The sequence below is a fragment of the Rothia sp. 110740021-2 genome, assembly GCF_054263775.1.
Window position 1 is genome coordinate 31,427 of the sequence record NZ_JBSZFE010000002.1, and the last position, 20,461, is coordinate 51,887.

Annotated in this window: 16 protein-coding genes; 2 read left to right on the plus strand and 14 right to left on the minus strand. The window is 59.9% G+C overall.

Annotation, left to right across the window (positions count from 1 at the left end; all coding sequences use genetic code 11):
- The first annotated feature begins 23 nt into the window (after nucleotides 1-23).
- Entirely contained in the window at nucleotides 24-647 is a 624-nt protein-coding gene (locus tag ACUXHH_RS06130) for a class I SAM-dependent methyltransferase (RefSeq protein ID WP_279755188.1), read from the plus strand.
- Nucleotides 648-771: 124 nt separating this feature from the next.
- Here the strand turns inward: ACUXHH_RS06130 and dapF are convergent, their stop codons facing one another.
- From dapF to miaB, 3 genes are all read right to left on the minus strand, one after another.
- A complete protein-coding gene (gene dapF / locus ACUXHH_RS06135) occupies nucleotides 772-1,707 on the minus strand; it encodes a diaminopimelate epimerase (RefSeq protein WP_279754393.1) in 936 nt (311 codons plus the stop codon).
- A gap of 96 nt (nucleotides 1,708-1,803) precedes the next feature.
- Nucleotides 1,804-2,724, minus strand: coding sequence for a tRNA (adenosine(37)-N6)-dimethylallyltransferase MiaA (gene miaA, locus ACUXHH_RS06140; RefSeq protein ID WP_458391047.1), 921 nt, complete (start codon nucleotides 2,722-2,724; stop codon nucleotides 1,804-1,806).
- Between the two features lie 84 nt (nucleotides 2,725-2,808).
- A complete protein-coding gene (gene miaB / locus ACUXHH_RS06145; protein ID WP_279742156.1) occupies nucleotides 2,809-4,323 on the minus strand; it encodes a tRNA (N6-isopentenyl adenosine(37)-C2)-methylthiotransferase MiaB in 1,515 nt (504 codons plus the stop codon).
- 35 nt (nucleotides 4,324-4,358) lie between these two features.
- On the opposite strand from miaB, the gene ACUXHH_RS06150 reads away from it, so the two are divergent.
- Entirely contained in the window at nucleotides 4,359-5,723 is a 1,365-nt protein-coding gene (locus ACUXHH_RS06150) for a hemin ABC transporter substrate-binding protein (RefSeq protein ID WP_279790893.1), read from the plus strand.
- Between the two features lie 154 nt (nucleotides 5,724-5,877).
- Here the strand turns inward: ACUXHH_RS06150 and ACUXHH_RS06155 are convergent, their stop codons facing one another.
- From ACUXHH_RS06155 to dapB, 11 genes are all read right to left on the minus strand, one after another.
- Nucleotides 5,878-7,794, minus strand: a complete 1,917-nt coding sequence (locus ACUXHH_RS06155) for a regulatory protein RecX (protein WP_458391048.1) — start codon at nucleotides 7,792-7,794, stop codon at nucleotides 5,878-5,880.
- A gap of 224 nt (nucleotides 7,795-8,018) precedes the next feature.
- Entirely contained in the window at nucleotides 8,019-9,125 is a 1,107-nt protein-coding gene (gene recA, locus ACUXHH_RS06160; protein ID WP_279742153.1) for a recombinase RecA, read from the minus strand.
- Nucleotides 9,126-9,528: 403 nt separating this feature from the next.
- Nucleotides 9,529-9,750 (minus strand): DUF3046 domain-containing protein, encoded by a 222-nt coding sequence (locus ACUXHH_RS06165; protein ID WP_279790897.1) that lies wholly within the window; start codon nucleotides 9,748-9,750, stop codon nucleotides 9,529-9,531.
- 144 nt (nucleotides 9,751-9,894) lie between these two features.
- Nucleotides 9,895-10,302: a helix-turn-helix domain-containing protein gene (locus ACUXHH_RS06170; protein WP_005507109.1), complete on the minus strand. Its 408-nt coding sequence runs from the start codon at nucleotides 10,300-10,302 to the stop codon at nucleotides 9,895-9,897.
- Between the two features lie 293 nt (nucleotides 10,303-10,595).
- On the minus strand, nucleotides 10,596-11,168 hold the full coding sequence (locus tag ACUXHH_RS06175; protein WP_371568217.1) for a CinA family protein: 573 nt from the start codon (nucleotides 11,166-11,168) through the stop codon (nucleotides 10,596-10,598).
- 105 nt (nucleotides 11,169-11,273) lie between these two features.
- The gene (gene pgsA / locus ACUXHH_RS06180) at nucleotides 11,274-11,921 is read right to left on the minus strand and encodes a CDP-diacylglycerol--glycerol-3-phosphate 3-phosphatidyltransferase (protein WP_279742150.1); all 648 of its coding nucleotides are present in this window, start codon (nucleotides 11,919-11,921) and stop codon (nucleotides 11,274-11,276) included.
- A 186-nt stretch (nucleotides 11,922-12,107) separates the two neighbouring features.
- Nucleotides 12,108-15,287: a DNA translocase FtsK 4TM domain-containing protein gene (locus ACUXHH_RS06185; RefSeq protein WP_458391049.1), complete on the minus strand. Its 3,180-nt coding sequence runs from the start codon at nucleotides 15,285-15,287 to the stop codon at nucleotides 12,108-12,110.
- A gap of 260 nt (nucleotides 15,288-15,547) precedes the next feature.
- Nucleotides 15,548-17,263 (minus strand): ribonuclease J, encoded by a 1,716-nt coding sequence (locus ACUXHH_RS06190; RefSeq protein ID WP_279754382.1) that lies wholly within the window; start codon nucleotides 17,261-17,263, stop codon nucleotides 15,548-15,550.
- Nucleotides 17,264-17,653: 390 nt separating this feature from the next.
- Nucleotides 17,654-18,589 (minus strand): 4-hydroxy-tetrahydrodipicolinate synthase, encoded by a 936-nt coding sequence (gene dapA / locus ACUXHH_RS06195; RefSeq protein WP_279789213.1) that lies wholly within the window; start codon nucleotides 18,587-18,589, stop codon nucleotides 17,654-17,656.
- Nucleotides 18,590-18,795: 206 nt separating this feature from the next.
- Nucleotides 18,796-19,464, minus strand: coding sequence for a hypothetical protein (locus tag ACUXHH_RS06200; protein WP_279789211.1), 669 nt, complete (start codon nucleotides 19,462-19,464; stop codon nucleotides 18,796-18,798).
- A 9-nt stretch (nucleotides 19,465-19,473) separates the two neighbouring features.
- On the minus strand, nucleotides 19,474-20,244 hold the full coding sequence (gene dapB / locus ACUXHH_RS06205) for a 4-hydroxy-tetrahydrodipicolinate reductase (RefSeq protein ID WP_279754381.1): 771 nt from the start codon (nucleotides 20,242-20,244) through the stop codon (nucleotides 19,474-19,476).
- Nucleotides 20,245-20,461: the final 217 nt, after the last annotated feature.

A 20,461-nucleotide genomic window follows, 5' to 3' on the forward strand; every position in this document is an offset into this window, starting at 1 on the left:
GCCCGACCGGTACACTGGATAGCATGAGCGAGCAGCATTATTTCTCTGAGACCCCCGAGACCGAATTCAAGCCCCGCCCCGTGCAGGTGGAGCTTGCCGGCCGCAAGGTCACCGTCACTACAGCTACCGGCATTTTTAGCCCCTCCGGTATTGATAAGGGCACCGCTATTTTGCTGCAGGAAGCACCCGACCCGCAGGGCGAACGCATGCTCGACATCGGCTGCGGTTGGGGCCCCATCACCCTGACTTTGGCGATGCTCGCACCGCAGGCGCAGGTGCACGCGGTGGATGTGAACTCCCGCTCCATTAGCCTGACCGAACGCAACGCCGCCGCTCTCGGCCTGTCCAACGTCACCGTGGGAACCCCCGAATCGGTTGACCCCGAACTGCGTTTTGACACCATCTGGTCGAACCCGCCGATTCGCGTGGGCAAGGAGGTTCTGCACGAGATCCTGCTGACCTGGCTGCCGCGCCTGGCACCCGGTGGTGACGCCTACCTGGTGGTTCAGAAGAACCTGGGCTCCGATTCTTTGCAGAAGTGGATGGACGCGCAGCTTGAGGAGCTGCACCCCGGCGAGTTTGAGGTGTCGCGCTATGCGACCTCGAAGGGCTTCCGTATTCTGCAGGTGCACCGCTACGAGGACTAGAACCTCTCGCGCTCATTGCTAAAAACGTAAAAGCGGCGGGTGTTTTCTGAATTTATTGTCAGAAAACACCCGCCGCTTTTCTCTATAAAATCTCTGGTCTAGGGCTGCTCGCTATCGTTGCAGGCTATCGCAGCACAACGGTCGCAACCATCTGCGCCGGGCCAGCCAGAACAACATGCTCCAGGTCGTCCGGGCCCAGCACGAAAGTCACCGCGAGGGTACCGCCGGGCACATGCACCAGCCACTCATCCGGTGCTTCCTCACCACCCCAGAAACGGGTCGCAGCAGCAGCCGCACACGCGCCGGTACCGCAGGACAGAGTCTCGCCCACGCCGCGTTCGTGCACACGCATACGGATAGCACCCACATGCGCGCCGCTCTCAACATCCAGGTCGACCGGCACCACAAACTCAACGTTCGTGCCATTGACCGGGGCGGGGCTCACTTGAGGCAGGCTGTGCAGGTCCAGACCGTCCAGCTTACCATCGGAGCCGAGCATCACCACGGTGTGCGGGTTACCCATCGAAATGGACAGGCCAGCACGCGGAGTCTTCAGGCCACGAGCAGACACCAGGCAGTCCTCGCCACCCTCGCGGGCAGCCTCACCGTGAATGAAGCTCCACGGACCCATATCAATCGCGTAGCCCTCTTCGGTACGCGCCACAGTCTTCACGCCGGCACGGGTACCAATCTTGACGGTCTCGCCCACCTCAAGCTCAATCAGGCCCTCAGTGCGCAGGTACTCCACGAACGCACGCACACCGTTGCCGCACATTTCAGCGACAGAACCGTCACCGTTGCGGTAGTCCATGAACCAGACAGCGTCCGGGTGCTCCTCGAGCAGCTTCTGACTCGCGCGGGAGGCGGTGCTGCGGGCAGCACGAATGAAGCCGTCCGCGCCAATGCCGAAGTGTCGGTCGCAGGCGCGGGCTACCAGCTCGGGGGTGAGGGCAATTTCTGCGTTCTCGTCCGTCAGAAAGATGAAATCGTTACCGGTGCCGTGACCCTTAGTGAGGGTCAGGCCTGCCAGCTCGCCCCAGATGGAAGGGTTCTCGCTCATATGCTGTCCTTAAGGTTGGTGACCTATCCGTTTATGATTTTACCGCGCGGACCGGTTCAAAGGGGTATCCGCTCGGCTCCAGCTCGTTATTGTGGCTTATCGGGTGCTTTCGCAGATGATGGCTTCCGCCTCATCTACAAGGGTGGATGAGAGCGCATCCAGCCAGTGCACGCGCGGGTCCGCACGGAACCAGGTCAGCTGGCGGCGCGCAAACTGGCGAGTCGCAATGGTCGTATCCTCAATCGCCTGCTCCACGCTGTAGTCCGCATCCTCAAGGGCGCGAGCGAACTGCGCGTAACCAATCGCGCGGGAAGCAGTCTTACCCTCCTGCAGTCCCTGCTCGTTCAGGGTACGAATCTCATCGAGCAGACCCTGCTCGTGCATCAGCTCCACACGGCGGTGCAGACGCTCATGCAGCAGGGCACGATCCATATCCAAACCAATCTGAATACTCTCCGTCACGTACTCGCGCACCGGCATGAACGCCGAGAACGGGCGACCCGTCACCTCAAACACCTCCAGGGCACGAATAATGCGGCGCTCATCCTTCACGCGCGCAGCCGACTCCGGGTCAACCTCCGCCAGGCGGGAGTGCAGAACACCAATACCCTCGGTACGCGCCTGCTCCTCCAGGCGCTCACGCACCCGCGCATCCGTGCCGGGGAACTCCAACCTATCCAGGGCTGCACGCACATACAGACCGGAACCACCCACCAAAATCGGGTAGCGGCCACGAGCACGAATCTGCTCAATCAGCTCACGGCTACGCTCCTGAAACTCCGCCACGGATGCCTCATCCCGCACATCCATAATGTCCAGCAGGTGGTGCGGAACGCCGCGCATCTCCTCCGCGGTAACCTTCGCGGTACCAATATCCATGCCCCGATAGAACTGCATAGAATCAGCGTTAATGCACTCACCATTCAGGCGCAGAGCCAGCTCAATGGCGAGCGCGCTCTTACCGGTGCCGGTCGGGCCCACAATAGCGATAACGGGCAGAGTTTCGGAGATAGTCATGCGCCCCATTCTACCGGTTCCCTCACCCCCACTTGCGGTGGTGGCAAGAGCCCGAAGAACAGGGCCCATGATTCGTTATAGGTTTTAGGGGCGCAGACCGATGGTCGGCATGCCCAGACCCACCGGCGCACCGGGCACCTGGGTGGTGCCGGTACCGCAAGAGTCAGCCTGGGAGCGGTCCCACGCGTCACCGGCGCGGGTGCGGCGCAGCTGGTACTGCTCGGCGGTCGGGTCAGAAATCAGGTGGAAGGAACCAGCCTCGGTAATGGGCACGGTGACCATGTCACCGGGGCGTGGAGTCTCGCAACCCTCGGGCACCGAAAAGTGCACGAGGCGCTGGTCCGGGCCACGACCGGAGAGACGGTGAGTCTGGTCAGCCTTACGACCAGCCTCCGCAACGACCATCAGCTCAACGGTCTTACCGAGCTGCTTGCGGTTCTCTTCACCGGCGATACGGTCCTGCAGGGCAATCAGACGCTCGTAGCGTTCCTGCACGACCTCCTTCGGAATCTGGTTCTCCATGGTCGCCGCCGGGGTGCCGGGGCGGATCGAGTACTGGAAGGTGAATGCGGAGGAGAAACGAGCCTGCTCCACAACCTTCAAAGTGTCCTGGAAGTCCTCTTCCGTCTCGCCGGGGAAGCCCACAATGATATCGGTGGTAATCACGGCGTTCGGGATGCGCTCACGCACCTTGTCCAGAATATTCAGGAACTTCTTGGAACGGTAGGAGCGGCGCATATCCTTGAGCACCTTGTCGGAGCCGGACTGCAGCGGCATGTGCAGCACGGGCATGACGTTCGGGGTCTCCGCCATCGCGTCAATCACGTCGTCGGTGAACATTGCCGGGTGGGGGGAGGTGAAGCGTACACGCTCCAGGCCCTCAATCTCACCGCAGGCACGCAGCAGCTTGGAGAATGCCTGGCGGTCGCCGAACTCCACGCCGTAGGAGTTTACATTCTGGCCGAGCAGGGTCACCTCAATAGCGCCGTCATCGACCAACGCCTGAACTTCTGCGAGAATGTCGCCGGGGCGGCGGTCCTTTTCCTTACCGCGCAGGGACGGCACGATACAGAAGGTGCAGGTGTTATTACAGCCAACGGAGATGGACACCCAGCCGGAGTACACGTGATCGCGCTTAGTGGGCAGGGTGGAGGGGAAAACTTCGAGGGATTCGAGCAGTTCTGCCTGCGCCTCGTGGTTGTGGCGGGCGCGCTCCAGCAACGCCGGCAGGGAGCCAATGTTGTGAGTACCGAACACGACGTCAACCCAGGGTGCCTTCTCAATGATGGCGTCCTGGTCCTTCTGCGCCAGACAGCCGCCCACAGCAATCTGCATGCCCTGGTGACTACGCTTGACCGGTGCGAGCTGGCCAAGATGACCGTACAGGCGGTTGGAAGCATTTTCGCGGACCGCGCAGGTGTTGAAAACAACCAGGTCGGGCTGGGTGCCTTCCTCCGCGCGAACGTAGCCGTTAGCCTCCAGCAGGCCGGACATTCGTTCGGAGTCGTGCACGTTCATCTGGCAGCCGAAAGTGCGCACTTCGTAGGTGCGGGGGCTGGTTTCGGGGATCTGGGCGGAATCGCTGAGGGTCGAAGTCATGCCCTATAGGGTATCCGATGGGGGATAATGGCTCTATGCAGGTTTCCCTTAGTAGTAACTTTCCGGCTCTGTCACCGAACGATTCTTCTGCTCCCGCCCCTGACGGCGAGCTCCTGAGCGCCCTCATTGAGGAGGCGATTGCCGCTTACTCCCCGGTGCCACCTCAGGCGAGCGCTGATTCTGTCTCGATGCGTCAGAACCTTATGCAGCTGCTCAGCTGGGCGCATTCTTTGGAGCAGGTGGATGCCCGCACGGTTGAGCGTTTGCAGATTCTAGGCACCGGCATGCGTTCCGTTGTGGTGTGTGTGGCGTATAAGCCTGCAGCCGAGTCTGCGGAGTCTTTGCCGACCTCGATTATTGTGAAGCGTTACCGCCGTAAGGATTCGACGGTGAACGCGGGCGGTTTCGGGTACCTGCGTGAGCGCTACGGTTTGGAGGCACTGAACCTGCAGGTTCCGGGCCTGTTCCCGCAGCTCTACGGCGCAGATCCTGAGCTACGAGTGCTGGCTCTGGAGGATGTGAGCGCCGGAACCGTTGAGGGCGAGCAGTATTCGGTCGCCCACGCCCTGCTGGAGGGCACCGAGCAGCAGGCACTGGATGCACTGAACTACTACATTGAGGCGTACCGTCCGCTTGCCGCCAGCGGCATTATGGGTGAGGCGGTGGAGGAATATCGCCTGAACCTAGCACGTGCCGATCGCAAGGCACACTTCCCGGGAGCTATTGCCTCGCCGGGTTTAGCTGAGCGCGGGTTGAAGAAGCTGTACGGTGTGGCTGATGAGGCACGCTCCCCCGAGCCCGATGCTGACAGCATGGATTCCAGCTCTGCCGAGCATGAGGACGCACCCGTTCTTCCCGCCGCTGTTGAGGAGCTGTCCTTCCGTTTCCGCCGCGTTCTGCAGCCCTTCTTCACCAAGCGTCCGCCGGTACCCGAGCAGTTCAAGCTCAACCGCGGCAAGGTCTATATGCTCTCTTCGGGCGATTTTTCGCCGCAGAACGTGCTGATTGGCTCGGCGGACGGGACGCAGGTGCGCATGGTCGATGCGGAGGGCACCTGCCTGCACCACCGCGGCTTCCCCTTCGTTGAGGCGATGCTGGGCTTCCCATCCTCACCGGAGTACCCGCGCTACCGGGTGGATCGTAAGAAGGCGCTGCCGGCGCTGTACTCTGCGCTGTTCGAGGACGCCCCACTGGATGAGCACCTGGCGGAGGATTTGGCGGTGTGCACGGCGGTAACCGTGTGCGCTCTACTGGAACTGTACTCTTCTTCGGCACGCTCCGGCTTGTTACCTCGTATTCGCCGTGAGGGTGCGCAACTGATGCGCCTGCTGCTGGAAATCGCTGGTTCTCAGGATGCAACCCTCGCCGAGTTCGCGGACCATCTGGGAGCGCTCAAGTAAACAGCGAATATAGCCTTCGACAAGTCGTTTTATAAAGCTCAAAAACGTAAGGGTGAGCCCGCTACAGAGTATGTCTGTAGCGGACTCACCCTTTTAACTCATTGATGGAAGCCTTAGACGGAGCGACCTACTCATCCTAGACCAGAGCCGCCAACTACCAGAGCTCGTCATCCGCACCGTAGTCGGCAAGTTCCTCACGAATCACCGACATCGACACCGAGGAGGAGTACCCGCGGCGAGCCAGCATCCCCAGTAGTCGGCGGGTCACCTTATCCTTTTCGGCACGGTCGCTCAGGTCCATACCGGGGCGCAGCTTCTTACGCACCAGCTCGGCAGCGTCCTCACGTTCCTGCTCGTCGGTGCGCTGAGCCAGTGCGTTCTCTGCTTCTTCACCGCGCACCCCGCGTTCAGCGAGCTCACGACGCAGCGCGGCGCGGGAGAGCTTCTTGGTGCGGCTCTTCTGTGCCACAAACATTTGGGCGTATTCGGCGTCGTCAATGAGTTTTGCCGCCTCAAACTTATCGAGCAGCGGCTCAATGAGCTCCGCCTCGAAGCCTTCTGCCTGCAACTTCTTACGCAGCTGACCTCGGGTTTTTGCCGAGTACGCCAGCTGATTGTACACGATGGTTTTAGCGCGAGTGTAGGGGTCTGTTTCTTCCGCGACGCGGGCGGTACGCACCTTCTGCTTCCAGGAAGGCACGTTGCTTTCCGACGGTGAGGAAGCATGTCCTATCTGAGAGCCGCCCGGTTGGAAGCCCCGAGCTCGAGAACCGCTCTTTGGGGAACCCGCCGAAGCGGCACGGCTCTTTCCGGTACCAACGCCCTGCGCCTCTTCCTCAGCAATGCCGCGAATGAGTGCTTCTTCAGCCGGGGTGAGTTCTTCGTTCAAGCTGCTTCCTTCCCTGAATAGGTTGCTCCCCGAGCCGCGGCCGGTTGGACTCTTGCGGGTTTCCTCATCGTCACTGCGAGCTCCGAAGGCGGGCGCGTAGGGCGAACGGCTCCGCATTTTCTCTTCCTGCGCCGCGCTCATACGACGGAACCCACGCTTGTAGTCTGTGTTCTTGGAGGCACGCGAAGACTTGCGTTTCTTCTGCTTATCCCGCTGAGCTGCTTGCCGCTCAATCTCTTCCTTTTCTTCGGCGGTGAGCCCCGACCCGATGGATGCGGCACCGGCTCGACTCATACGGCCAGCCGCCATGGGGCGCGGCTCGGCACCGCCGGGGGTGAAGGCACGAACGGGCGCTTCGTCAATGGAGACGGCGGGCAGGTTCGGGTCAACGAGCAGGCTACGACGCGGGGGCTCGCTACTTTCTTCGGAACTGCCATCTTTAAAGTTGGCGGGCGCAGCTTTCAGGAGCAGCTCGGGTACGCGGAACTCCCCCGCGTAGTCGCCGCCGTTATCGCGGGCGATGCTTTCTTCAACAAAGCCGTGCGCGGCGGGGTGCCAGTCCGGGAACTCCTCAGCGGCTACCGAATCCGCGACCCTGTTCCGCGCCCACTTTTTGGATGCGTTTTCTGTGGCCGCTGGTTTCTTCTTAGCCGCTAACTTCTTCTTGGGCGCGGGCTTTTCAGCCTGCCGCGCTTTCGGCTTGGTTTTTTGGGGTGAAGGTTCTTGACCCTCAAGCTTCTCCGCTATCGCTTCTGCGGGTGCTGCTTCGTCCGAGGATACCCAGTATTCCCCTACATACTTAGGCTCTGCCGGATACTGAGGTTCAACCTCATAAGGAGGCTCGTCAGGGTACGGGGGTTCATCCTGATACGGGGGCTCTCCGACAGCAGGAAGCGTAACAGCAGGAGGCGCCTCCCAGCTGAGGGTGGGCTCCGCCAGGGCGGTAGGCGCCTCAAAATTGAGCGCTTCGAAGCCGCCTACCTCAACAGGCGGGGCTGCCGGTTCAAAGGAAATAGCGGTCTCAAAGGAAACAGACGCAGAGAATGCAGAGTCTTGGAAGGCTGAACCTTCCAGAGCCGAGGAACCGAAGTGCGGTTCGGTCCCATCCAGCGCCGCAAAACCGGCATCGTCGTCACGCGCGCTGTTTTGCTCGTGCTCTTCATGACCGTGCTGTTCCGTCATGCTCAGTTCCTCCTCTCCCCTGTATTGGATCGTTTATTGACGGGTCACTGTTGACCCGTGCACCAGACTATACGGCGCTCCCCCATTGTAACGAGGCGCTGTCTCGGCACCCCCGATACTCTCTTTAAAGCACTCTCCGTTAACGACAGATTGCCGTGCACCGTGCGGAATGCACAGCACACGGCAATCAGTCGTGGCGTTAGCAAGAAGCTACGCGGGCCGGTTTAGAAGTCCTCAGCCAGCTCGTCCAGCGGGTCGTTACCCTCGGATTCAGAAGCAACTGCCTGCTCTTCAGCTTCTTCCTCAATGATGCCCAGCTTCACCAGAACCTTGTACTGCAGTTCCTCGGTGAGCTCGGGGTTGTCCTTGAGCAGCTTACGAACGTTCTCACGGCCCTGACCCAGCTGCTCACCATCGTAGGTGAACCATGCGCCGGACTTCTTGACGATGTCGTTCTCCACCGCCAGGTCCAGGATGCCGCCCTCAACGGAGATGCCCTCACCGTAGAGGATGTCGAACTCAGCCTGCTTGAAGGGCGGAGCCATCTTATTCTTCACAATCTTGGCGCGGGTGCGGTTACCGATCGGGTTAGCGCCGTCCTTGAGGGTCTCAATGCGGCGGATGTCGATACGGACCGAAGCGTAGAACTTCAGTGCCTTACCACCGGTGGTAGTTTCGGGAGAGCCGAAGAAGACACCAATCTTCTCACGCAGCTGGTTGATGAAGATTGCGGTGGTGCCGGTTGCGGAGAGGCGGCCGGTAATCTTACGCAGAGCCTGGCTCATGAGGCGAGCCTGCAGGCCCACGTGGGAGTCACCCATGTCACCTTCAATTTCGGCGCGGGGTACCAGTGCTGCAACGGAGTCGACGACCACGATATCAACGGCGCCGGAACCAACCAGCATGTCCATGATCTCCAGTGCCTGCTCGCCGGTGTCGGGCTGAGAGACCAGCAGCTGGTCGATGTCCACACCCAGCTTAGCCGCGTAGATCGGATCCAGTGCGTGCTCGGCGTCGATGAACGCCGCCACGCCGCCTGCCTTCTGAACGTTCGCTACAGCGTGCAGTGCAACGGTGGTCTTACCAGAGGACTCGGGACCGTAGATCTCGATGACGCGGCCACGGGGCAGGCCGCCAATACCCAGAGCTGCATCCAGAGCGATAGCGCCGGTGGAGATCACCTCAGTCTTGGTGATTTCCTTATCACCCAAGCGCATGACCGCGCCCTTGCCGTAATTCTTATCGATCTGTGCCATCACGGCTTCAAGTGCCTTGGCGCGACCCTCTTCGGGAACGCGAGCTACGCTCTGAGACTTGGTGTTCTTAGCCACGGTAGTACCTCGTTCTTTGTGTTGTCAGTGGTTGACGGGAGTAATGTTTCTTCGGAATCGGTGGGACTCGTAATCGAGACCTTGAAGGTTTTGGCCTACCGGTTCCTTCTGAGACTACTCTAGGGTCACAGCCTGACAGGATAAGGCCATTTTTTAAAATCTGTGGAAAACTTTGAAGACTTTTCCAAAAAATTCCTGATGTGGAAAAGTCTAGCATGAGTCGAACAAAATTACGACCCGGTTTCGAATAAATCGGATAGGGTTTCGGCATATATTTTCGAAAAACCCGGATTCTCGGCTAATTATTCGAAAATACTTCCCGCACAGGCGCCAGCACTCGAACAATTGCCAGGGAACAGCTGGTAGGCACCGCACAGGCGCTAGAACACGCCAGGCTCACTACCTAGCGCAACGGCTCCTTATCGGGACCCAGGCGGCGTTCCTGCGGAATCTCCTGCTCCTCACAAATCGCAAGCCACACATCCTTCGGGTTAACGCCCTGATCCAGCGCCTCCGCAGCGGTCACATGACCCAACGACCCCAGCACCAAGTCACGCGCCAGCACCGGAGCATACCCGGCACCGAACTCATACTCCATGCACACCCAAAATTCGCTCAGCTTCACAAGCGCTCCTTCCTCTTCACCGCTAGTTTGCTTCATAATTCGTCACATCGCCCGAGAATAAACTGAGAATAAGCGATGCCGCACACCACCTTACGGGGATGCACGGCATCGCTTCACATTTAGCGCGGCATGTGCCGCCTTGCGTTACTTCGAGAGAATGTAGTAATCGCTCTTGTACTGCTCAGACATCTCAGCCGGAACAGTATCCGGAATCTGAACACCCTCGAGAACTGCCATACGGTCGGCAACCTCACGCAACATCTGGGACATCGGAATATCCAGAGCCTGGCAAATCCATGCCAGCAGTTCGGAGGAAGCTTCCTTCTGACCGCGCTCAACTTCGCTCAGGTAACCGAGGGAAACACGGGCACGCTGGGAAACCTCGCGCAGGGTGCGACCCTGACGCTGGCGAACATCGCGAAGAACCTCACCGATTGCCTGTCGCAGGGGAACAACCTTAGCTTCCTCAACGACCGGGGCGACCTGTCGGGGGGTCTCCTCGATTTCCTTCCACTTAGTAATGCCATTAATCGATACACGCTGCTTAGCCATGAGCTTCTATATCACTTTCCTGAGTAGGTATTCCCGACGCGCGGGACTGTACAGAATAAGCCTAACTGATTTTTGGAGCGTGAGCTAGGTGCCCCGCCACTTTCGTCTTCTTCTTACGGCTTGTATCTATTCAAACAGACGAACCTATGCCTTTATTCCTGCGGAGCTGAAAGAACCCTGTGAATATATTTGAACCGTAAAATTTTTTCTCAGGTAGGCGCTGCACAGATGATTACACAGCCATTCCAGGCGCCACACAGCACAGCACAGTCTAGCCGAGTCGCTACGCCAGCTCATTCTCCAGAACCCCCACCAGCACCACCGCGCACCGCACGCGCCAGCAGAGCAATCGCATCCGCGCTCGCCGCCTCACGAATCTGCGCCCGATCCCCCGAATAGTGCCGCTCAAACACCTCAGAACCGGACGGAGAACACACACCAATATAGACCGTACCCACCGTCTGACCATCCGCAGGATCAGGACCGGCAACACCCGTGGTCGACACCGCATAATCAGCACCGCACACACGCGCCGCACCGACCGCCATCTGCACCGCCACCGCAGGATGCACCGCCCCCTCACGCGCCAGCAGCTGAGCATCCACACCCAACACCTGAGCCTTCACCTCGTAGGCATAGGAAATCACTCCGCCACGGTAATACGCGGATGCGCCCGGCACCGTACAAATCGCGCCGCCCACATCCCCGCCGGTCAGCGACTCAGCCGTTGCCACCAGCACCGGCCCCTCCTGGGAGGCACGCAACCGCACCGCATCACGGAGCAGCAGAGCCGCCGCCTCCGGGGTACCGGAGAAAACCTCAGCAGGATCAAGGGACGGAGCATCTTCAAGTATGAGGGGAACCATTATTCTCTCCTTTCAGCGGCGAACCGCCGACCAAAACCTCACGCGGCACACAACGCACCGCAGGTACAACGAAGGGGAGCAGCACACGCCACTCCCCCCTCGCCTCTAATGACCGCCGCCCTGGGAGGCCTGAGCCTGCAACCAGTTACGACGCAAAATATACGCATCACGCACATACACCAGGCCGGTCCACACGGTAATCGCAGTGACCGCGCCCATCAGAACCCAACCAGGAATCAGCCACCCAAGACCCAGCTGACCCAGCGGCAGAAGCATCAGCACCAGCGCCACCGTCTGTAGCACGGTCTTAATCTTGCCGCCCTTGCTAGCGGCCATCACACCGTACTTAATGATGAACAGACGCATGATTGTAATGCCCCACTCGCGCAGCAGAATCACAATCGTGACCCACCACCACAGCTCACCCAGCGTCGACAGCACAATAAACGCCGCGCCGGTGAGGAACTTATCGGCAATCGGGTCAGCAATCTTGCCGAAGCTCGTAATCAGATTACGCGAGCGCGCCAGATAGCCGTCCGCCCAGTCCGTGAGCATGGCAAGAATGAAAATAATCCACGCCAACCAGCGGTGCATCGAATCTGCGGCACCAAAAGTACCACCCGTAACCAGGGCAACAATGAAGAAAGGAACCGCAATAATACGCAGAACCGTCAACACATTCGGCACATTCCAGTTCGAAGGCTTCGCTGCGCTGACCGCACCTGCGGGTGCGGAATTGCGAGCTTCACTCATAACGGCTCCTTACGGGTAGATCGCTTTCGACGGTGAGAGACCGCGTACGCGCCGACACCTAAACGTATCGGGGATACGCAAACACCCCGTACCATCCATTATACGTGTGCCGTAGCAGACATCACGGGGACAATGCGGGGTGCATGTCGCGGGTTCACTCAGCTGAGTGGGCAGGGCGCTGGAGGACTAGCGGCCAGTCAGCTGCCAGGCGTCCTCTGAACCCTCATCATCGGGCTCATCGAAATAGTCGGTGACCGCTTCACCCGGGTCCACCGCATTCGCGTACGGGTCGGCAGCCGGAGGCTCCTCACCGCGAATACGTGCCAGGGTCACCTGCAGGTCATCCGGGCGGATCAGCACCTCACGTGCCTTCGAGCCCTCCGAGGGGCCCACCACGCCCTGCGATTCCAGCAGGTCCATGATACGGCCAGCCTTCGCGAAGCCCATGCGCAGCTTACGCTGCAGCATCGAAGTCGAACCGAATTGGGTCGTAATCACAATCTCCGCCGCCTGTAACAGATCGTCGAGGTCATCGCCAATTTCCTCATCAATCTGCTTCTTCGCGGCAGAGACCATCACGTCCTCACGGTAGATGGTCGGCGCCTGCTTCTTCACGTGCTCAACCACTGCGTGAATCTCAGACTCAGACACCCACGCACCCTGAACACGCATCGGCTTCGAGGCACCCATCGGCAGGAAGAGTGCGTCACCCTGACCGATCAGTTTCTCGGCGCCGGGCTGATCCAGCACCACGCGAGAGTCCGTCACCGAGGAGGTCGCAAACGCCATACGAGACGGAACGTTCGCCTTAATCAGACCGGTCACCACATCCACCGACGGACGCTGGGTTGCCAGCACCAGGTGAATACCCGCCGCACGCGCCAGCTGCGTAATACGAACAATCGCTTCTTCCACGTCACGCGGAGCGACCATCATCAGGTCGGCGAGCTCGTCAACAATCACCAGCAGGTACGGGTACTCGTGCACCGTGCGCTTACTACCGGGATCGGGCTGAACCTTACCCTCACGCACCGCCTTATTGAAATCGTCCACGTGCTTATAGCCGTAATGGGCGAGGTCATCGTAGCGGGCGTCCATCTCACGAACCACCCACTGAAGAGCCTCAGCTGCCTTCTTCGGGTTCGTAATGATGGGCGTAATCAGATGCGGAATGCCCTCGTAGGCGGTGAGCTCCACACGCTTCGGGTCGACCATCACCAGGCGCACCTGGTCCGGGGTTGAACGCATCAGAATCGAGGTAATCATCGAGTTCACAAACGAAGACTTACCGGCACCGGTCGCACCAGCGACCAGCATATGCGGCATCTTTGCGAGGTTGGCCAGCACGAAGCCGCCCTCAACGTCCTTACCCACACCCATAACCATCGGGTGGTAGTTCGCATGAGCCTGTGAGGAACGCAGCACGTCACCCAGCGCAACGGTCTCACGGTCCGTATTCGGAATCTCAATACCAATAGCAGACTTACCCGGAATCGGGGACAGAATACGAACATCCGGGCTCGCCACAGCGTACGCAATATTCTTGCTCAGCGCGGTCACACGCTCCACCTTCGTGGCGGGACCCAGCTCAATCTCATAGCGGGTCACGGTCGGGCCGCGCGAGAAGCCGGTGACCTGCGCATCCACCTTGAACTGCTCCAGCACATTCGTCAGAGCCTCAACCACATGCTCGTTGACCTCGGAAGATTCCTTGGCGGGAGGACCAGCAACCAGTAACTCCTCCGAGGGCAGCACATAGGTGCCGCGGGAGGACTGCACAACCTGCTCGCCGCGCGCCTGCTCGGTGGTTGCCACCTGAGTATTGTTCTGCAGCGGGCGGGATGCGCCAGCCTCAGGCGCTCGCGAAGCCGCGGGAGCCACGTTCTTCGGGTGCGCACCCGGCGAGTGCATGCGGGTCGGAATCGGAGGCTGAGCCGCGGGGGCAACAGGAGCCTGGGGTGCAGAAACCGGGGCCGCCGACCGTGCTGCAGGCTGTGCAGAGTTAACTACCTGGTGGTGCTTCGTCTGCGGTGCAGCTTCCTCAGAAGCGCCGAAGCCATCGTATGCTTCAACGTCAAAGAGGGGCTCCTCGCCAGGAATACGGTTCACGCGGCCATTCGCCACGGCGGCACGCTGCACCTGGTCCAGGCGGGCTGCGGGTGCATCCGATGCCTCAACATCGAAGAGGTCCGGGCTGCTCGAATACGCACTGTTCTGCGCAGAAGTACCCTGCGCAGCCGGTGCCTGGTTGAGGCGGCCCGGCAGACGGGACAGGCGGTTCGGCTTAGCCGCCGGGCGCGCCTGCTGAGCGGATCCCTGTGCAGAGTCCACGGGCTGTACCGGCATCTGCGTGGTCTCCGGGTGAGTCTCATCCACCACGGCGCTCACGAATGCTTCATCACCGGCGTACTCGTCCAGGGAAGAATCCGTCGACGCAGCGGGAGCAATGCCCAACCAACCGCGCAGACGAGCGAACAGGCCGCCAGACTTCGGAGCCGTACGTGCCGGCTTCTCATCCTCGTACAGGTAGCTACGGTCGTGCTCCTCAGCGTTCAGATTCACGGTCTGAGTTGCATCCGAAGGGCTGTCCTTCACGGAGGTTCGAGTCGTGCCGTTGGGCTTCTCACCCAGAGCCAGACCGACCATGTGCAGGGTACGCGGCACCACCTGACGAATCGGAGTATTCGTCAGAACCATCAGACCGGCAATACCCAGCAGCAGATGAATCAGAATCTCAACGAACGCAATACCGCCGCTCACACGCACAATGGGGGTGCCCAGCAGAACGCCAGCCACGCCTCCACCAGCCCAGACGGCGTCAAAACCATCCGCGAAGGTCGGGTGACCCGCATGGCGGGCAAAGAACAGGGAGGTCGCCACCAGTATGATGAAGGAGCCCACCGCCACGCGGTTATTACGTTTAATGAGGTCAGGTCCACGGAAAATGCACCACGCCATGATAAGGCAGAACACCGGAATCAGCAGGGCACCCTGACCGAAAATACCGCCCAGCATGGTGTGCCAGGCATCCAGCGGCGCTCGCAACAAACCGAGGGAGGTATGGGAACGCCAGTTGTACCACTCCACCCCTGCGCTAATCATGCCAAACAGCAGGATGGTGAGCGCGCCACCGTCACGGCGGTCTTCGGGCGCAAGGTCGGTGCGCACCGCACCAATGGAGCGGAAGAGCCCACCGATAGCGTGAGCTATACTCAGCCAGACGGAGGAGATAGCGCCCGCTACAGGGTTCGCTGTGTTGGCACCGCGCTGGGCGCCGCCTCGGGAGGTGGTGCGCTTGCGGGTGGTCTTTTTAGTGTTTGCTTTAGTAGAGGTCGTGTTACGACCCTTCGTGGTCCGTGGAGCCATACCTTTTAGGGTATCAACCTTCCCGTTAATGTACCGATTCTTTCGTTATCAGTGAGCTAAAAAGTGCACCTCGCCCGGCGCCTATGTGGGCATTGATAGGGCACTGATAAGGCGCTTCTCTCCCCCCCCCCCCCCCCCCACTGCGTTCGCTTTCGCGTAGCTTTCGCGCATACGTTCTGCAGGTACACAGCAGGCGGAGCCGACACAACGTATCGACCCCGCCTTTTCGCTATGACAGGCAGCTAGCCTCGCGCAGAGTATTAGTTCTTCGCGGCCTTCGAGGTGTTCTCAACAACCACGGGAACAATCATGGGCTTGCGACGCAGACGGCGAGAAATCCAGGCGCCGATGGTGCGGCGCACAATCTGCTGCAGCTGCTGCACGGTGTGCACCTTCTCCGGTGCGCGGTGCAGAGCATCCTCCAGAGCGGCAGTAATCTTCGGAACAATCTCGTCAAAGACCGAGTCGTCCTCAGCGATACCGCGAGCATGAATATCCGGGCCGGTCACCACGCGCTTAGTTGCGCGGTCAATGACGGTCACAATGGACACGAAGCCCTCTTCGCCCAGGATGCGGCGGTCCTTCAGATCGCTCTCGGTGACCTCACCGACAGAGCGGCCGTCAACGTACAGGTACTCGCAGGGAACCTCGCCCACCACAGAGGCCACGCCATCGCGCAAATCCACGACGGTGCCGGACTCGCAGAGCAGCACGCTCTTCTTCGGAACACCGGTCTCCATCGCCAGGTCGCCGCTGGCAATCAGGTGGCGAACCTCACCGTGAACCGGCATAACGTTCTTCGGCTTGAGAATGTTGTAGCAGTACAGCAGCTCACCCGCAGCAGCGTGACCGGAAACGTGAACCTTCGCATTGCCCTTGTGCACCACGTTAGCTCCCAGCTTCATGAGGGCGTTAATGATGCGGAAGACGCTGGTCTCGTTACCGGGAATCAACGAGGATGCGAGCACCACGGTATCGCCAGGCTCAATTTGAATCTTGTGGTCACCGTTCGCCATGCGCGACAGTGCCGCCATCGGCTCGCCCTGCGAACCGGTGCACATCATCACGATCTGGTCGGGGCGATAGTCATCGACCTTCTTCAAGTCCACCAGCACGTTCGCGGGAACCTTCAGGTAGCCCAGCTTCTCAGCAATGGTCATGTTACGCACCATGGAGCGGCCCACGAGCACGACCTTACGGCCACGCTCAGCGGCTGCATCCAGCACCTGCTGCACTCGGTGAACGTGCGAGGAAAAGGACGCCACAATAATGCGACCGCTTGCGTCACGGAAAACGTTCGATAGCACCGGACCGATATGCTTCTCGGTCGGGGTGAAGCCGGGAACCTCAGCGTTGGTGGAGTCCGGCAGGAACAGGTCCACGCCCTCCTCGCCCAGGCGGGCGAAGTGGCGCAGGTCGGTGATACGGCCATCCAGCGGCAGCTGGTCCATCTTGAAGTCACCGGTGTGCAGGACCTTACCCGCCTGGGTGCGGATGTAGACAGCCAGCGCATCCGGAATCGAGTGGTTCACGGCAACGAACTCACACTCAAACGGGCCGAAACGCTCCACCTGGTGCTCCTTCACCGCGAGGGTGTAGGGCTTGATGCGGTGCTCGGCGAGCTTCGCCTCAACCAGCGCCAGGGTCAGTTCGGAACCAACCAGGGGGATATCGGGGCGGCGGCGCAGCAGGTAGGGGACCGCGCCAATATGGTCCTCGTGGCCGTGGGTCAGAACCATGGCAACGACGTCGTCCAGACGGTCAACAATGTAGCTGAAGTCGGGCAGGATTAGGTCCACGCCGGGCTGGGACTCTTCGGGGAAGAGCACGCCACAGTCAACAATCAGCAGCTTGCCGTTAATTTCGTACACGGTCATATTACGACCGACTTCGCCCAAACCGCCCAGGGGCACCACGCGCAGGGTGTCCTTCTTCAGGCGGGGCGGGAGGGGAAGATTCGCTTCAAAGACGCTCATCGTGTGTCTCCTCTTTCTTCTATGTTTTCTTGTGATGTCTGTGATTCGTAGGCGATGCTTCGTACCGCAAGCACTCCAGCGGGTTCGGCTCTCACGTGCCGAGGCTGCGGAAGTGCTGCCGGTGCGTCCAAATCACCGAAAGTATTAAAAGTATTGGGGACGTACTGCACGGGTGCCTCTGCCTAAGTTAAGTCCCTGCCTGAGTGGGGACCGAATCATTGGGCAGTAAACCGCGGCAATACGTCAGAGCGGACCCCTCACCCATTGCTAGGTGTGGAGTCCGCGTCCGTTGGCTATATCATGCCCCCCCGAAGGCGGGGTATGACGGTAGCCAAAATCCTCTATATATGCGCTCCCCGCACTATTGCGTGATTGGGCAGGCATCAAAGTTTAGGAGTTCTTCAGGGTGTGAGCGATACTCGAGGAGAGCAGGTCAGCTCGCATCGCCTGGGCAACATCCGGTTCGGAGAGTACGTGCGGCAGGCGAACGACAGGCTGGTCCAGTACACCCTGCCAGGAAAGAATTTCCTTGGCGGCAACGCAACCGGGGGCACGTCCCATGGTCGCTCGGACAATCGGAGTCAGTTCCAGGTGAAGACGCTGCGCTTCCACCAGATCCTGTGCAACGACAGCATCAATCAGGGCACGGAAGAGTGCGGGTGCCACATGTGCGGTCACCGAAACAAGGCCGACGGCACCCGTTGCCATCCAGGGAAGGGTCAGTCCGTCGTCGCCGCTGTAGTAGTGCAGGTCGGTGGTTGCCATGACTTCGGTTGCGGCACCGAAGTCTGCCTTGGCGTCTTTCACCGCTACAATACTATCAATTTCTGCCAGGCGATGGTAGGTTTCGGGTGCGATGGGGATGCCCGCACGACCCGGAATATCGTAAAGCATGACGGGGGTCTCAGTTGCCTTCGCAACGGTCGCAAAATGAGCGTAGACACCCGGCTGAGTCGGCTTGTTGTAGTACGGAGTCACGACCAGCAGGCCGTCCACACCAACCTTTTCGGCGCGGTGCGCCAGCTCAATAGTATGCGCGGTATCGTTCGAACCAACACCGGCAATAATCTTTGCTCGAGAACCAACAGTGTCCTTCACGATTTGGAAGACGCGCTCGTTTTCGTCATCGGTCATGGTGGAGTATTCGCCGGTGGTGCCGCAGACCACCAGGCCATCGTGGCCATTCTCCACAAGGTAGCTCGCCAGGTCTGCGACCTGCTTTTCGTCAACGGAGCCGTCCTTCGCGAAGGGGGTTACCATTGCGGTCAGAAGGCGACCGAAGACTGGTTCAACAAAAGTGCCGGGATTCGAAAGGTTCTCAGACATATGTCCAGAGTACGCCCGAACTGCAGATTTTTGCCACAGAGCGCATAAGTTTTCATATCTGTTCTACTATTCGGACTCTTTCAAACCCACGGTACTTTCGCGAAGGTTCACCCGCAGGGGCTATGAAACCGGGCGCGAAGCCTCAGCGTTATCAACCACACATCAAAAAAATATGCGGCATTGAGAATGAATCACCGCGGCTACGCCTAGTGAATAGCCTTCGCCTGACGGCCCGAACGCAATGCCCACGCGTTACGCATTGCCGCACGGGCACGCTTGCGCTCACCACCCGCATCGTACATGCACGACAAGTTGAACCACGCCTTCCAGTTATTCGGCTCCTGCTCCACCGCCTCCGCGAAGCTCTCAAACTCCGCAGCCGCAGCCTCACGGTCCACACGGCCGGAGGGGGTGCGCGGCAGGTTATCCTCCACCAGCTCGTTCGAAGCCGCCAATTCCCGAGCCATACGCTGAATACGGGCGCCGAAAAGCACCTCACGCACCAGCGCCCACGCGCCCAGAATCGGCAGCAAAATCATACCCGCACCAAGCACAATGCCAGCCACCGAACCGGAAGCCAGCATCACAAAGCCCTGTTGCGCAATATGCGCCAAATACAGGGTCAGTAGGGCGCAAGTCATTGCCGCGAAGGTCTTACCCCAACCGCCGGCATCCACCGCAACGAAGACGGCGCTAAAAATCAGTACGCCCAAAATCAAAGCACGCACCGTCAGCGGCAGCGGCAGAATCAGCACAGTCAGCACCATCAGCGCACAGGCGCAGACAGCCCACAAACGCAGGGAAGTCCACCAGGGGCCACGGCTACGCGCCTCAGACGGAGCCGACGAAACCTCGTGTGAAGTCTGTTCAGACAATACTCTCTCCTAGGACAAATCCATGTAGGCGTCCAAGCCCACGCTCAAACCGGGATACGCCGCCACCTCACGCACACCCAACAGCACGCCGGGCATAAAGGAGGCACGGTCAAAGGAATCATGACGAATCACGAGCTGCTGACCGGGGTCTCCCAGCAGAATCTCCTGGTGCGCCACCATGCCGCGCAGACGCACCGCGTGTACGTGAATATCGTCGACCACTGCGCCACGCGAGCCCAAAGGATCGGAAGTGGTGGCATCGGGGCTTACACCCACGCCAGCCTCCGTACGGGCAGCAGCCACCTTGCGGGCAGTATGCACAGCGGTACCGGAGGGGGCGTCCACCTTATTCGGGTGGTGAATCTCAATAATTTCTACAGATTCGAAGTAGCGTGCCGCTTTCGCCGCAAACTCGGTGGCGAGGATCGAACCAATCGCGAAGTTCGGGGCGATGAGCACACCCACCTCGGTGTGCTCAGCCAGTAGCGCTCTCAGGGACTCCAGGCGTTCGGGGGTCCAACCGGTCGTACCAACCACAGCGTGCATACCATGCTCCACCGCGAAGCGCACATTTGCTTCGCTGGATTCAGGAACGGTCAGGTCAATAACAATCTCTGCCCCGGCATCGACCAGCTCCTGCAGGTCGTCGCCGCGGCCCAGCGCCGCCACCAGGTCTATGTCTGCGGAGGTGTTGACGGCACGCACCGCCTCGGAACCCATGCGGCCCGCAGCACCGAGTACCGCTACCTTCCAGATTTTTTCATCAACCTCGTGGGTCATGATTCTCTCCTCCGTAACTTGTTGGCGCCCCGACGATGGGGGTTGTGACGTACAGCCTCTATTATCCCCTCTGTGGGCACGGTGCACGCCATCGCACACACAGGGTGAGATACCCTGCGGAACCTCATCAGTATAAAAACGAAGTATTATGTGCGTCATATACGGGTATTTATATGTCATCTAAAGGGAACAAACATATAATTAGCAAGTATTTCTA

Bases quoted from the DNA above. Each gene is read 5' to 3' on its own strand.
- ACUXHH_RS06130 (WP_279755188.1), top strand. From the start codon at position 24: ATGAGCGAGCAGCATTATTTCTCTGAGACCCCCGAGACCGAATTCAAG.
- dapF (WP_279754393.1), bottom strand. From the start codon at position 1,707: ATGAGCGAGAACCCTTCCATCTGGGGCGAGCTGGCAGGCCTGACCCTC.
- miaA (WP_458391047.1), bottom strand. From the start codon at position 2,724: ATGACTATCTCCGAAACTCTGCCCGTTATCGCTATTGTGGGCCCGACC.
- miaB (WP_279742156.1), bottom strand. From the start codon at position 4,323: ATGACTTCGACCCTCAGCGATTCCGCCCAGATCCCCGAAACCAGCCCC.
- ACUXHH_RS06150 (WP_279790893.1), top strand. From the start codon at position 4,359: ATGCAGGTTTCCCTTAGTAGTAACTTTCCGGCTCTGTCACCGAACGAT.
- ACUXHH_RS06155 (WP_458391048.1), bottom strand. From the start codon at position 7,794: ATGACGGAACAGCACGGTCATGAAGAGCACGAGCAAAACAGCGCGCGT.
- ACUXHH_RS06170 (WP_005507109.1), bottom strand. From the start codon at position 10,302: ATGGCTAAGCAGCGTGTATCGATTAATGGCATTACTAAGTGGAAGGAA.
- ACUXHH_RS06175 (WP_371568217.1), bottom strand. From the start codon at position 11,168: ATGGTTCCCCTCATACTTGAAGATGCTCCGTCCCTTGATCCTGCTGAG.
- pgsA (WP_279742150.1), bottom strand. From the start codon at position 11,921: ATGAGTGAAGCTCGCAATTCCGCACCCGCAGGTGCGGTCAGCGCAGCG.
- ACUXHH_RS06185 (WP_458391049.1), bottom strand. From the start codon at position 15,287: ATGGCTCCACGGACCACGAAGGGTCGTAACACGACCTCTACTAAAGCA.
- ACUXHH_RS06190 (WP_279754382.1), bottom strand. From the start codon at position 17,263: ATGAGCGTCTTTGAAGCGAATCTTCCCCTCCCGCCCCGCCTGAAGAAG.
- dapA (WP_279789213.1), bottom strand. From the start codon at position 18,589: ATGTCTGAGAACCTTTCGAATCCCGGCACTTTTGTTGAACCAGTCTTC.
- dapB (WP_279754381.1), bottom strand. From the start codon at position 20,244: ATGACCCACGAGGTTGATGAAAAAATCTGGAAGGTAGCGGTACTCGGT.